This window comes from Coprothermobacter proteolyticus DSM 5265, from assembly GCF_000020945.1.
GTDB classification, from domain to species: domain Bacteria; phylum Coprothermobacterota; class Coprothermobacteria; order Coprothermobacterales; family Coprothermobacteraceae; genus Coprothermobacter; species Coprothermobacter proteolyticus.
Map to the genome: position 1 here is coordinate 1,276,872 of NC_011295.1, position 13,886 is coordinate 1,290,757.

The 13,886-nt window shown below is 43.7% G+C and carries 11 protein-coding genes; 3 read left to right on the top strand and 8 right to left on the bottom strand.

Going from position 1 to position 13,886, the window contains the following annotated elements; translation table 11 throughout:
* Nucleotides 1–91: 91 nt before the first annotated feature.
* Together cas2 and COPRO5265_RS07545 are read right to left on the bottom strand one after the other, a co-directional pair.
* On the bottom strand, nucleotides 92–355 hold the full coding sequence (gene cas2, locus COPRO5265_RS06665) for a CRISPR-associated endonuclease Cas2 (protein ID WP_012544435.1): 264 nt from the start codon (nucleotides 353–355) through the stop codon (nucleotides 92–94).
* Nucleotides 356–364: 9 nt separating this feature from the next.
* Nucleotides 365–514, bottom strand: coding sequence for a hypothetical protein (locus COPRO5265_RS07545; RefSeq protein WP_012543976.1), 150 nt, complete (start codon nucleotides 512–514; stop codon nucleotides 365–367).
* Nucleotides 515–750: 236 nt separating this feature from the next.
* Between COPRO5265_RS07545 and COPRO5265_RS06675 the strand changes: the two genes are divergently transcribed.
* Nucleotides 751–2,250 (top strand): stalk domain-containing protein, encoded by a 1,500-nt coding sequence (locus COPRO5265_RS06675; RefSeq protein WP_143708131.1) that lies wholly within the window; start codon nucleotides 751–753, stop codon nucleotides 2,248–2,250.
* Between the two features lie 54 nt (nucleotides 2,251–2,304).
* On the opposite strand, the gene COPRO5265_RS06680 is transcribed toward COPRO5265_RS06675, so the two are convergent.
* The 4 genes from COPRO5265_RS06680 to COPRO5265_RS06690 form a co-directional block, all read right to left on the bottom strand.
* Nucleotides 2,305–4,308 carry a hypothetical protein gene (locus tag COPRO5265_RS06680; protein WP_143708132.1) on the bottom strand — a complete coding sequence of 668 codons (2,004 nt, stop codon included), beginning with the start codon at nucleotides 4,306–4,308 and terminating at the stop codon, nucleotides 2,305–2,307.
* A gap of 129 nt (nucleotides 4,309–4,437) precedes the next feature.
* A complete protein-coding gene (locus COPRO5265_RS07550; RefSeq protein WP_012544769.1) occupies nucleotides 4,438–4,602 on the bottom strand; it encodes a hypothetical protein in 165 nt (54 codons plus the stop codon).
* Between the two features lie 323 nt (nucleotides 4,603–4,925).
* Nucleotides 4,926–7,370: a M56 family metallopeptidase gene (locus COPRO5265_RS06685; RefSeq protein ID WP_143708133.1), complete on the bottom strand. Its 2,445-nt coding sequence runs from the start codon at nucleotides 7,368–7,370 to the stop codon at nucleotides 4,926–4,928.
* Between the two features lie 2 nt (nucleotides 7,371–7,372).
* A complete protein-coding gene (locus COPRO5265_RS06690) occupies nucleotides 7,373–7,759 on the bottom strand; it encodes a BlaI/MecI/CopY family transcriptional regulator (RefSeq protein WP_012544000.1) in 387 nt (128 codons plus the stop codon).
* Between the two features lie 639 nt (nucleotides 7,760–8,398).
* Here COPRO5265_RS06690 and COPRO5265_RS06695 point away from each other — a divergent pair.
* Nucleotides 8,399–9,922, top strand: coding sequence for a DUF1538 domain-containing protein (locus COPRO5265_RS06695; protein ID WP_012544042.1), 1,524 nt, complete (start codon nucleotides 8,399–8,401; stop codon nucleotides 9,920–9,922).
* A 157-nt stretch (nucleotides 9,923–10,079) separates the two neighbouring features.
* Nucleotides 10,080–11,831: a GmrSD restriction endonuclease domain-containing protein gene (locus COPRO5265_RS06700; protein ID WP_012544572.1), complete on the top strand. Its 1,752-nt coding sequence runs from the start codon at nucleotides 10,080–10,082 to the stop codon at nucleotides 11,829–11,831.
* A 111-nt stretch (nucleotides 11,832–11,942) separates the two neighbouring features.
* Here the strand turns inward: COPRO5265_RS06700 and rbsB are convergent, their stop codons facing one another.
* Nucleotides 11,943–12,890, bottom strand: coding sequence for a ribose ABC transporter substrate-binding protein RbsB (rbsB, locus tag COPRO5265_RS06705; protein ID WP_041735839.1), 948 nt, complete (start codon nucleotides 12,888–12,890; stop codon nucleotides 11,943–11,945).
* A 73-nt stretch (nucleotides 12,891–12,963) separates the two neighbouring features.
* A complete protein-coding gene (locus COPRO5265_RS06710; protein WP_049750697.1) occupies nucleotides 12,964–13,860 on the bottom strand; it encodes an ABC transporter permease in 897 nt (298 codons plus the stop codon).
* Nucleotides 13,861–13,886 lie beyond the last annotated feature (26 nt).

Consider the following 13,886-nt stretch of genomic DNA (forward strand, 5'->3'; position numbering starts at 1 on the left):
CATGAAGTATTGGATTCCTCGATGCCGTTGCTCAATGAGTGCATTCTGTCAAAGTCCCGGGTTTTTTGCATTATCTGGGGTCGACAGATTTTTATATGATGTTAGAGGTGTCATGCTTTTCTCGACCAATAATCTCTTTTTTCGTCAAGTAGGCTTCTCTAAGTTTGAAGAATATGATACTATCCTTTTCTGGCTCTATTATTTTCTTAAGTTCCGTCTTGAGTTTCTCCAACTTCGATTCTGTAATTTGTCCCTCAAAAACAGAATTCTGAATCCATGTAAGATACTTCCTCCCCGTCTTTAGAACCTTCGCAACGCGTTCTTCTCCAACATCGTAGACCATTATCACATACATATCAACTGGTCACCACTCTGCCACAAAAGGCCTGTAAATATCTTCACCCATGAAGTGCTTCTCGAGTTTATAAAGTTCTAGTCTTATCAACGTCTTGTAGGATACATTTCTCTTGATCTTCTTGTAGTCCAACGTAGACTGCAGTTTTTCGTCAAACACTTCAACAAACTTTTTTAGGTCTGCTTTCGTTTAGGTAAATGCCATTCAAGCGTTTTTCGAAGTCGGGTATACCTTTTGTTTGCTTGTTGACTGCACAAACATTTGCTACTATGAGCTGCATGCACGTTTTATGTGCAATAAGTTCTTGTAAGATTAGCTTATGATAGATATATGCGGCCAAAAAAGAGGTCCCAAGTTGAAGGACCCCAAGCATTTGCATAAAGGGGCTGAATGAAGTGAAGAACTCACGTTTTAGAAGGATTACGGTTGTTGCAATATGCGCCTTTCTTCTTTGCACGCTTTTAGGAACATCTACCCAGGTTATAAACGTGCAAGCCCAAACCAGCAACTCTCCCATACCTATTTACATACAGGGGCAGAAGAAGAGTTTTGATAGCCTTCCTATCTTAAGAGATGGGCGTGTCTTTCTGCCAATACGTTATATTTCTGAATATTTCGGCGCTCAGGTGACATGGAACGATCAAACTAAGACCGTAACGGTAAAGCAAGGTTCAAAGACTATTTCTTTGCAAATTGGTAACTCGATAGCGCAAATTGATGGGAAAGAGGTTTCTCTGGATGTACCCGCCTTTATAAACGGGGCACGAACTTACGTACCGCTGCGGTTTATTGGCGAAGCCTTTGGTAGGTATGTAGATTGGGATCAAACAGAGCGTGCTGTGTACATAGATACAGATGCCGTTTCCAGCACTATGCAAATGTCTTTTGGCGGAAAAACGTTCAATGTAAAGGTTGTGAAGGTTTTTCTTAACAACCCTCATGTAGATCTAAAGATTGCTTATGGTCAAAACCAGATAGGCCTAACAGAATCACTTCTAAGCATGGCACAGCGTAGCAATGCTATTGCTGCTATAAATGGAACGTTCTTCAGAGCTTATGAAACCACCAACCCGAAGGAGCCCTCTGGGAACCTGATCATAGATGGTAGAATCGAACATTTGTGCTTCCGTGACAAACCAGCCACTACTTTTGGCTTTACAAAAGATGGTAGAGCAGACATAGGTCTGATTGGCATGAAAATAGAAGGACTGTACGTCGAGCTCGCGCCTGACATGGAACCATGGATAATGGACATGGGTTGGTACGTCGGAACCATAAACAGGTCCCCTCAGTACTGGAGTACGGTAGGGTCGATAAACCTGTATACGCCCAAGCGTGGCTCCACGACACGTGCGTACAACGGTGGCACGAACGTCATAGTAAGAAACAATACAGTAACGCAGGTCATACACGGGGACAATGTGAGCATACCCAGAGATGGTTACGTAATCAACATCTACGGCAGTGAGAAAAAATACGAGGACAGATTCCATGTAGGGACTGTGTTAAGGTACATTGACAATTACTACGTCTACAATGGGAACCCGGATATCTGGCAGCAGGGTGTAATCGAGGGCGCCTTGAGTGCAGGTCCACACCTCATTACCGATGGCAAGATAACGGTGAACCCGGAAGCAGAAAACTACACCATACCCAAAATCACAGAATATTCCATGTCACGCAGTGCGCTTGGTCTGACAAAAGATAACAAGCTCCTCATGGTGACCGTAAGCAGTGCGAAAATAGAGGACTTAGCAACAATTATGCAAAAACTGGGTGCTTACAATGCCATGAACATTGATGGTGGAGCTTCCAGTGGTTTGTATTACAAAGGGAAACTGCTTACAACTCCTGGCAGAGATCTTAGCAATGCACTGGTGGTAATCAGGAAATAAAAAGCGCCCCACCAAGGGGCTCTGGTGAGGCGACATTGTTTTTTATTTAATCCTCTATTCTTTTGCGTTCGCGTCCTCAACTTTACTTCTGCGTTCCGTCACCAAAACAAAGGCAATGAGGAGCACCGCAACAAGGCTTGCCATGATAGCAATTATGAGGCTCTGACTTGTTGGTCCACTCGCTCCTGTTTGTGCCACGGCGCCAAACGTTATGGCAGAGTTTCTGGGCAAATTGTCAAAATACGCTTTATTTGAAGAAAGGTAACTTAGCATCGTCTGGCCAAATGCTTCATCAAACGGGGTGTCTTTGAACTGCTGCTGCGCGCTTGTAATCTTCCTTATCTCCAGGCTCAGGTCAGCTAAACCCATCTCCAGCTCCGGCGTGCTGGCTACATAAGATTTGATCACTGCCAACTTCCCATTTTCCAGCATTACATTGTCAAGAATTTTTCCAAAATAGCTGCTAAGTAGCTTCGCCGTTTGGGAGTCGGGAGCTACATCAAAGGCACCGTTGCCCAGCTGTGTTAAGGTCTCCTTGACGCTCGCAAACTGCGATTCTGTTACGCCTTTAGGGAACGTCACAGTCACTACATAACCGTACGGCGGTGCTTTCTCCAAGGCACCCACGATGCGGTAGTCTTTAGGAGGATTTTGATCGTTGTTGCTATCAAAATCTTCTAAAGCTAGACCAAGGTCGTAAGGAACATCGTAATGCACAGTCAGCGTTTGATTCTTCAAGGAGACAGAAGGAATAAAGCACTGCGTAAAGGGAGGAGAGACATATTTTGTCATGCCTTTCCCTATGATGTTTTGCATAGCCATACTGAGCACTGGGGAAACACTGTAATAGGTATCTTTGTCAAAATATCTGTCAGCAAGCTCCAAAAGCTGATCAAAATCGGAAAGTGCTTGAGTGGGCCTGTTCTGTTTAAGATCTGCAGCCACAGCATATTCCATGACGTAACCGAGGATTTTGCCCTCAGTGGCATTCTCTATGGAACCAATGTTTTCCCTCAAAATATCCAAAGAAGTGGAAGGCAAACTCACATGATTACCATCAAGCTTCAAAACAGCGTCTAACCCTTCTGCAAAACTTGCAGGGGCTTCATAGTGAGCACTATAAACCTCTTGAAGAACTACCTGCTCCGGAGAACCCTCCTCTTGCAGGCTAACGGCTTTTTTAAATACACTTTCCACATAGTCGCTGAAACCAGGCGTGCGATACCAGCCCACAAACTCATCCATGGAACCTATGGGATTCTCGGGGAAGAAAGCCATGGCGTAGTTGAACCAATCGCTGGCGTTGTCGCTTGCTTCCGCTTTTATCCTAAGCGGGTTTACCTTTTCATACATGTAGTAAGGAAGAAACTCCACTTCTATGTTCTGCACAGGTTCATAGTTTACGAGGTGATAGACAACTTCGTTCCCATCAATCTTATATCCGCCTGGCGTAATACTAAACACGTTGAGAGCGGCCGCTTTATAAGGGAACTTGAAGGTCATATCAAGCGTTCCGATAGGGCCCTTCCAGTAAGAGCCTGTATTCAAGACATATAGGAAATATCCCCCAGCTGCCTTCCCCTCATAGCTAACCTGAATTTCTTTCGTTTCATTCTTATCGAAAGTGACGTCAAAATAGATGAGCGGAGCATATTCTCCCTGCTGACCCGGCGCAACAAACGTGGGTGTAATTTGATTACCATCCACTTTCACCTTCACTTTAAGGGATTCCAAAGTGCTCGTTGTGTCAAAACCAGGTCTGCTGGCTAAACTGAAAGGAAAACCAACCTTAAGCGAGACTTTATCCCCCGTATTCACAAAGATAAACTGAGCATTCACGCTTGCAGTACTGTTTCTCATGTCGTCACTTTTGTTAAACGTAATGGTTAGGTTTTCTTTTGAAAGTACAATGTTGCTTTCCTGGTACGGCTTTATATTTACGCCCCCTATGAAAAAAGGGGCAGTATCCGCGTAAATGTTGCTTGCTGGCAGCAGGAAAACGACGAATGCAGCTAAGAACACAAAAAACGGCATCTGTAAACCTCTAATAACTCTCACAAATATCCCTCCTCCTTTCTAATCGACTTGTATTACTTGAGGGTTGCCTCCCTGCTTAGAAATTCACCATTTTATCGCCCTCATAGAAAAGACGCAGAAAGGACGAAAAAGTTTCAAATCGTCTATTACTCATTCTGTTTTGGGTAACATTAGCTGCGCGCCTTGTCCAAGTGATGCTTTAGAAAATACCTTCCAATCTTCATTTAGTATTTCTACGTTGCCGTCGTCATAAGTAAGTTGAATTCCTGAAGCAGCTACTCTAACCCCATCGATGGCAAAAATGTAACCTTCCAAGTTTGAACGTTACTCAAAGATGACGTTACCCTTATAGCTTCCAAGTACAGAAAGGCAAAAAATTGGATGCAAACTTTAATACTTCTTCGCTAAATTTAGGCATTGACTGCTCTGGTACTTTTTGCATCCCATTTGTCGCCCTTCGCTGTCACGACAGACCCCATCCTAGGCGTTAAGGAAAAGAGAGCAATCAAATTCTTGTTCGGTTCGCTACCAATCGAACTTGCACATCACACAAGAGAAATCGCCCCCACTGCAATGGTCAATGGAACACCTATGTAGTATTTTCCCCTCATGTTGTTTACCCCGCGCCATCATTTCAGCTACTTCCCTGCTTTCTCTATGGCCTCTTTAACAGCATTTTGTCCATTTCGATATAAGGTCTCCTCAGAATCAAACATTGGGTCGGGAACTGGATAAAACTCAAAACCACTTCCGGTTGTGGAAGGCTGTTCAATATAGAACTTCACAGTATCTTTATCTATATTCCCGCTATCGTCAACCCTCGCTACAACCTTATAAGTTGCATAAGAAGTAGGCTCTGGCTTGCCAATATAACCACTAAGTTCCGACTTCCAGTCGTCGATGACATCATTTGCAGCATCTAGCTGAGCATCTGTAAGAGTAGATCTTACACTCTCGAGATAATCCAGCATACCTTTTACAAAAGGCATGTCTTCAAGTTTTTCTGCTTTCAATGTCGCAGTAATATTGGCGTCTAAAATAGCACTGGCAACGCCATCCTTCACTGTGAAAGAATCAGCTCTTGGGTCAAGTGTTAAATGGATACCTATGTCCTTGTAATATGGGGAATAATTTGCTACAAGCGCTTCTCGCAACGCATTGGACAGCTGAGCAAGTATTACCTTATCTACATCCAAACTGTTTTCTAATTCCTCTTTAAACTGCTGAGAAGCATCGGCATCAAACTCGAAAACTTGAGCATCCATATTCCATCGATAGGCTTCAACGTCTATGTTGCTGATAGCGTCACTATCATCTCTGTCAACCTGATATTGATAAACGTAGAAATTAAGCGGAGATGCGTTGTACACGCTAAGTCTTACCTCATGCTTGACAGATGCACCTTCGGCAAACACATGGGGTCCGACAGCTCCGTCTTCATCTTTAAAGTTTGCCAACGCCAGTTTATCATCCTGACCTATACATAAGGTGTAATAGTCCACATAAGCACCACCCGTACCCATGTAAGCAAGCGCAATTTCTTCTTCGCTACCATCAATCAGAGGCCACGTAGCTACAATAAAAGGCTCACTTTGTGATCCAGCTTCTGGTAAAACGCTTTGAAGCATCTTAGTCAGCTCCTCTGTGTCATAGAACGCATATTTGTTACTGAAGGCGTTGTCAATGAGAAATTTACCTGTTGAAGAATCTTTCTTTACAAAGAACACAGCAGGAACTTTAGCTGTAACTTTAAGCCCATTTTGCCCACCACTGGCAACCCAGACCACATAGCCTTGAACCTTTATCCTGTCGCTATCAACTTTCTCCATAGAGTCTACTTCTATTCGGTCAGGCCAAGGGCTTGACGTCGTCCTTCCCATTGCCAGAGAAGGATCAAGAACCCATTTTGATAGTAGGTTAGATGTCAGATAAGGCGTGTAATGCTCTTTTATCTGCTCAGCTACAACATTCTCTGGGTCTATTATTGTTACATTCGTCAGCTCACGACCAAAGTTGTCAAGGAGTTCTGTAATCTGAGCTTTTTCTTCCGCGGTAAGTTCTGCTGCTGTGCTACCTCCACAGGCAACCAACGCACCAATGACGATAACCGCAGCTACTACAAGGCATAAAGCAACAATGCCTCCTCTTTTTCCCCCTCCATCAAATATGTTTCCCAGCCTCTCTTTCATGGTTTTCACTCCCCCGTAAAAATAAGTGGAAAATACTGTCTCTCTTTCCCTTCCCTTATGTATAGCCGACAGTATCGTCTCACTGTACTGCTTTCTAAACTCTGTGCCCGTCCCCTCTACTAGCTCACTGTCACATGCCATCTCAATGTCCGCGTTGCTTCTGTACCGCATTACATACACTAGCGGGTTGAACCAATGCACTGCATTTGCTACTACCATAACCAATTTGTTCCATATATCTTTGTGCTTGTAGTGGATGAGCTCATGCTTCATGATCAGTTCTAAGTCCGCTTCACTGTACTCAACATACGGTAGTAGAAAAATAGGCTTAACGAATCCTGTTATCATGGGACTCTGTACCTTCTTACTCCTGATTAGTTCTATGTTCCCTTTTGTGCCCATCTCTTGTTTCATTTGGCTAAAAGTAGCTAATGTTTGCTCGTCCTCTACAATTTCTGAAAAACGCATTGCCGACTTTCTAAACACTATGTAACCTGCAAAGTAGTAAGTCATGAACAATATTGCTCCAATCAGCCAGATCACAGGCAGTAGGTCTGCCAGCGTGATTGTGCGCACCGCTGAACTGTTTGGCGTTACCACAGGAGTGGGTTGCGTCGGTATAATGTTTGTTTGCTCACTCAAGTTTGTATTAGCTGGTAGTGGAATAGGAATCTGCACATTCTGACTTACCGATGGTATGGTTACAGGCGCTTCACCAGCTATGCTTGGACTAAATGGTATAAGCAGTCTGACAGCTATAATGAGCCATACTAAATAGCGCCACTTAGCACTGTAACTACGGTTTATAAGTGGCAGTAATAGTAGTAGCACGCCTATAACTATTGATGTGCTCATAGAGACCTGAAGTACTTTCTGAAATAAGGTCTCAAGCATACTCATTCCCCCCTTGTAAGCTCCTCTATGAACTCCTGGAGCTCCTTTAACTCATCCTCAGCTATGGCGTTGCTGTTATAAAGCGATGCCACAAAATTCGTTAGAGAGTTGTTGTACAACTTTTCCAAGATGCTCTTACTTTCTTTCTCTAAGTATTCCTGCTCACTGATCAGCGGTCTGTAGATGTTTACCTTCCCTTCTCTCTTGCACTCAATAAACCCCTTCTCTGTTAACCTCGCAAGAAACGTAAGTATAGATGTAATCTTCCAATCCTTTTTGCCCTTCAGCTTCTCGCTTATGTAAGCAGATGTCACAGGCTCTTTTGCATCCCAAATGATCTTCATGATCTCCAGTTCAGAATCCGGGAGACGCCTTATGGACTTTTTCACTTTTTCCCCTCCTTCTACAGTTGACGAACACCTGTGATATCATTCTACACCTGTAGAAGAACTTTGTCAACGTATTTTGTATTTGATAGACTATGTTTATCTAATTATCTCAAAGGCCACGCTAAACATGTCTACTTGATGCTAGGTGTATTACCACAAAGCATTCACCTTGGACTATTACGATCCCAAGTAGTTTTAAGTTCATTGTCCTTCTGCAGCAGTTCTTTATTTCATTAGAGTTTACATGGATACAATAAGGTACTATATGAATCAAAAGACTCACGCTCACACTACACAAGTAAGTTGAAAACTCCCAGAACATATGCACAGCAGCTACAAAGATGTTGCTACCCATGATGAACCCTGAGCGGGGAATGAAACGTTCCTAATACTGGTAAAATATTATAAGAAATAAGAAAATTGGTAAATAGTGCTTAGCTGTAGCTCATGAAAGTAACAGTGATAGTGTGAGATCAGTTTCTTATTGGGGTCCAACACATGTACAACTAACGTCTTGGTAGCAAGAGAGTAACATCCACTGGGAACAATTCCCAAAAAGGCCGAAGTGGCAACCAATTTAAAGGCCTTACTCTACCTTATTGTCACATTCTTTAGGACGAAAGAGAGGAGGTAGCTAAATTGAGCAAGTTTTTAGCAAAACTCAAAGAAGTCAGCTTTTCTGTAATACCTGTAACAGTGATGGTACTAATTCTGCATTTCACGGTAATTCCCATGGAAACGACATTGGTTTTTAGATTTCTTATAGGTGCGGCACTGATAATCTTGGGTTTGACGTTTTTCCTCATGGGTGTCGATAGTAGTATTACACCTATTGGTAGCATAACTGGGTCCACAGTTTCTAAATCAAATAAGATCTGGGCCGTTATTATAAGTGGCTTGCTACTGGGTTTCTTCATATGCATTGCGGAACCCGATCTACACATTTTGGCTGGACAAGTACACAGCATCACAGCAGGATCAATCGCAAAGAGTAGCATCGTATTAATTGTTTCGCTGGGTATAGCAGCCATGCTTGCTTTGGGCCTAGTTAGAATAATACGTGATGTTCCCCTTCAAAGAGTACTTTTAATACTCTGTGGCATCATATTCGCTCTCGGTTTGTTCGTTCCACCAGAGTTTCTTGCCATTGCCTTCGATGCTTCGGGGGCTGCCACTGGAGCTACTACGGTTCCTTTTATACTAGCTTTGGCGGCAGGAGTATCCAGCCTAAAGAAGGACCGAGAAAGTGCTGATAAAGAGCGCTTCGGTCTGGTCGCTATAACTTTTGCAGGACCGACTATTGCCATTATGCTAATGAGCATTCTGTCTAAAGCTGATAGAATCACAGGTGCCCTTCCAATTGCTGCTGTTGAATCTTCCTCGGTATTAGGTCTCTTTATTGCAATGCTGCCTTCCATAGCACGGGAAGCCCTAATAGCAATACTTCCCATATTTGTTGTGTTTCTGGTCTTCCAAGTAGTAGCATTCAAACTACCAAAGGCTTCTGTGAAAAACATCTTATCTGGCATGTTGTTAACCTTTATCGGCTTAGTTATGTTTCTGTTAGGAGCCAATGCGGGTTTCATGGAAGTTGGAAACGCCGTGGGCTACAACATCGCCTTGCTAGACAACAAAGGCCTGCTCATCCTTATTGGTTTCATTATTGGCGTGGTTACAGTGCTTGCCGAACCCGCTGCTTATGTTTTAGTGGATGAGGTCGAGCAAGTAACCAACGGCAACCTAAAGAGAAGCGCCGTATTGTTTACCTTGTCTTTGGGCGTGGGAGCTGCCGTGTCTTTGTCCATGGTGCGGATTCTAATCCCGCAGGTGCAGTTGTGGCACTACTTGCTTCCTGGATACATCATTTCCCTCGCTATGACCTACTTTGTTCCTGAACTTTTCTACGGTATTGCATTTGACTCTGGCGCGGTAGTGTCAGGTCCAATGACAGCAACATTCATTTTGGCATTCGCACATGGCGTAGCTGATGCTGTGGAGCACGCCAGTCTCCTGGTTGATGGATTTGGCATTGTTGCCATGGTAGCGATGACTCCCATCATTGCACTACAAATACTTGGCTTCATTTACAACAGAAAACCTAACGTAGAAGAACCAATAACTGAACAAGAGCCTATATGCATCACATTTGAGGCTGACGTCTAAACGATTGACGAGTACGCATGAAGTTGATACTCAACAAACACAGTTTTTCACTAATGGGGTTTGTAAGTGCGATAATGAAAGTATAAATGCGATGAGAACCATATTAGGGAAACAACATTGGTTCTCGCATATGGCATGTTACAGGGAGGATAAGTAAATGTCTGAAGTGCTTTTCAATCAGGTGAGTTTCCCCGTGAAAAAGCTGGTGCAGGACATAGAGGTAGGGCAAATCGGTTTGCCAAACATACAGCGTCCCTTCGTTTGGCCCACTATCAAGGTCCGAGATCTTCTTGATTCAATGTACAAAGGCTATCCCATTGGTTATTTGCTTTTCTGGAAAAATGGTTTTAGCGGAGACCATAGAGTTATTGGAATGGATCAAAAGCAGGTGAGTCCTGAACTACTCATCGTCGACGGTCAACAGCGTTTGACTTCACTTTACGCCGTAATGAAAGCAGTACCTATTATCGATAAGGATTTTCGCACAACGCGTATACGCATAGCCTTTAACCCCATAGAAGAAAAGTTTGAAGTAACTAACCCTGCAATTGAAAGAGACATACAGTGGATACCTGATATTAGCGTACTGTGGGATCCAAAAACAAATTCCTATGCCTTCATAACTGAGTATCTTCAGCGCCTACGTTCGCAATATGAGTTAACCGACCAACAAGAGAAAACTATCCCGGATGCTATAAACAACGTAATCAAATTAAGCGAATACCCGTTGACTGCATTAGAAATTTCTTCCAGTGTAAACGAAGAAGATGTATCGGAAATATTCGTTCGCATTAATAGTAAAGGGACAGCATTGAATCAAGCCGATTTTATATTGACATTGATGTCAGTTTTCTGGGACGACGGTAGAAAAGAGTTAGAAGATTTTTGCAGACGCGCAAAGTCTCCTCCCTCCGGTAGAGAAGCATCACCGTTCAACTACTATTTCCGGCCAAGTCCAGATCAATTGCTTCGCGTAAGCGTGGCACTGGGCTTTCGTAGAGCCAGACTTGAATACGTATACTCCATATTACGAGGAAAAGACTTACAGACCGGAGAGTTTTCTCCTGAGCGTCGCGACGCCCAGTTCGCCGTACTTAAAGAAGCTCAATCATACACACTAAATCTTCAAAACTGGCATGATTTTTTCAAAGTTCTCTTGTACGCCGGTTATCAGAGTGATCAACTCATCTCCTCCGAAATGGCTGTAGTTTACAGTTATGCCTTGTGGCTCATAGGAAAACGCGATTTTAGAATTGACGACAATGCCCTTAGAAGAATCATAGCAAAGTGGTTCTTTATGTCTTCCTTGACTGGTAGATACAGCAGTTCGCCAGAAAGCCGAATGGAACAAGACTTAGCGCTGCTCAGGGGGAAAACTACACCACAAGAATTTGTGGACGTTTTGGAACAGCAAATCAACGCTGTACTAACATCAGACTACTGGAGATTCACATTACCAAACGAGTTAGAAACTTCAGCAGCCCAAAACACTGGACAATTCGCCTACTATGCAGCTCTTTGTTTACTTGACGCACCTGTACTTTATTCAAAGCTGAAAGTCGCTGACCTACTCAAGCCCGGTATCAACGCCAAGAGGAAAGCGATAGAGCGCCACCATCTATTTCCGCGTAAATACTTAGAAAGAACAGGCATAAGAGACCGAAGGCTGATTAACCAGGTTGCAAACTATGCTCTGGTAGAATGGGGTGACAATGATAAAATTTCTGACCTTCCACCAAAAGAGTACGCGCCCAAGTACGAGAGTGTCTTAACTGATGAGGAACTAGAGAGAATGTACGATTTGCATGCTCTTTGGAAAGGCTGGTACGAAACAGACTACATAGATTTCCTAAAGGAACGCAGAAAACGCATAGCAGCAATTGTAGAGAGAGGATTCCAAAGTTTGTAGCAAAGTTCTGTTCGACATTAAGAAACACCGTACCTACCCTACAATATCTATAAAAGAAGCGGCCCCTACTTACCAAAGGGGCCGCCATGCTTTCACCTACAATGTTGTTCTTCAGTCCAATGTATCCACGTTATCCTTTGTGATCAGCTTTAAGTCGACAGGCACGTAAGTTGGTACCTCTTCACCTTTGAGCACTTTGTCAGCATATTCAACGCCCAGAGATCCTATTCTGTCCGGCTGCTGAGCCACCGTTGCTGCCATCTTTCCGTCTTTTATAGCCTGCAAAGCGTCATCAATTGCGTCAAAACCAACTACCATGATCCCCTGCCGTCCAGCAGACTCGATTGCTTGGACAGCACCCAGTGCCATTTCATCGTTTTGTGCGAATACGGCATCTATTTCAGGTTGCGCTTGCAAAATGTTTTGCATAACAGTCATCCCTTTGGTCCTGTCAAAGTCCGCCGGCTGGGAGGCCACAAGCTCAATTTCTGTGCCTTCTATGGCCTCCATGAAACCCTTACCCCTGTCTCTCGCAGAAGACGCACCAGGTATGCCCTCGAGTTGCACAACTTTGCCTTTCCCACCGAGCTGCTGAACAATGTATTCACCAGCCATCTTGCCACCTGCTACATTGTCAGATGCTATGTGGGTCACCACTTCCCCGCCGTTGGCTCCTCTGTCCAAAGTAATGACAGGTATATTAGCATCATTTGCCAGCTTTACAGCATTGGCTACAGCATCGCTGTCAACGGGGTTTATGAGCAGTAAACTGATTCCTTGCTGAAGAATATCTTGAACATTTGAATACTCCTTGGAAGAATCATTTTGAGAATCAAGTACGACGAGTTCATAGCCTAACTCATCAGCTTTCTGCTGAGCTCCGTCCCTTAGAGTCACAAAGAATGGATTGTTCAAAGTGGAAATCACAAGTCCAATCTTCTTCTGCTCTTGCTGACCCTGTTCAGGCTTTGTACCTCCTGTACAACCCACGACCAAACCTGCCACAAGGAACAATGTCACCAGTACTCCAAGTACCCTCTTCACGCTCTTCCTTTCCATGCTTCCGTACCTCCCTTTCATCTTTTATCAACTTTTTGAAGCCGCAATGGTACTACATCCTGAAAAGGCATTGCTACCTTCTCCTCCTGTCGATTAACACTGCAACCAGTATTACGATGCCCTTTATTAACTGCTGATAGTACGAGGAGACGTCAAGTAAGTTAAGTCCATTGTTTAACACGCCAATTATTAGAGCTCCGATAATAGTCCCAACTACACCTCCTTGTCCTCCAGATAAACTAGTACCGCCTAGTACAACAGCAGCTATGGCATCAAGCTCCGCGCCAGTCCCAGCAGTAGGTGAGGCAGAATCAAGCATAGACGTAACTACCATACCTGTCAATGCAGCAGTGAAACCGGACACAGCATATACTAGAAGCTTTATGTAATCAGTTTTTATTCCAGATAATTTAGCTGCTTTCTCATTACTGCCTGTGGCATATATGTAACGCCCGGTAGCTGTCTGGGTCAAAACATAGTAGGCGATAATAAAAACAAAGAACAAAATGATTACAGGAACTGGTATAGATAGTATTTTGCCCTGCCCGAGAAAACCGAAAGCTTCACCTAAGTTTGATTTTGGACGCCCACTTGAGTAGACCAGCGTCGCCCCTCTAGCCATAGTCATCATAGCCAACGTAGCAATAAACGGTGGGACATTTCCTTTTGTTACCGACAGGCCGTTAACCAAGCCCAGAACAGTTCCTATAACTAGGCCAATAAGAATAGCAATCCATACGTTAAGTCCAGAATGTATCATACCAGCCGTTACCATTCCAGAGAACGCGAGTATTGAACCCACGGAAAGATCTATGCCACCGGTTAGAATCACAAATGTCATTCCGATGGCCATAACTGCATTCAACGATGTTTGAGTCAAAACGTTTAGGATATTACCCCATTTTAGAAAGCGTGGAGAGAGTATACTCAAGACTATACAAAGACCAAGAAGACCGATAACCGATTGCATTCCCCTCAAGAAAACTGACCAGTCTC

Bases quoted from the DNA above. Each gene is read 5' to 3' on its own strand.
- COPRO5265_RS06700 (WP_012544572.1), top strand. From the start codon at position 10,080: ATGTCTGAAGTGCTTTTCAATCAGGTGAGTTTCCCCGTGAAAAAGCTG.
- cas2 (WP_012544435.1), bottom strand. From the start codon at position 355: ATGTATGTGATAATGGTCTACGATGTTGGAGAAGAACGCGTTGCGAAG.
- COPRO5265_RS06685 (WP_143708133.1), bottom strand. From the start codon at position 7,370: ATGCTTGAGACCTTATTTCAGAAAGTACTTCAGGTCTCTATGAGCACA.
- COPRO5265_RS06710 (WP_049750697.1), bottom strand. From the start codon at position 13,860: ATGCAATCGGTTATCGGTCTTCTTGGTCTTTGTATAGTCTTGAGTATA.
- rbsB (WP_041735839.1), bottom strand. From the start codon at position 12,890: ATGGAAAGGAAGAGCGTGAAGAGGGTACTTGGAGTACTGGTGACATTG.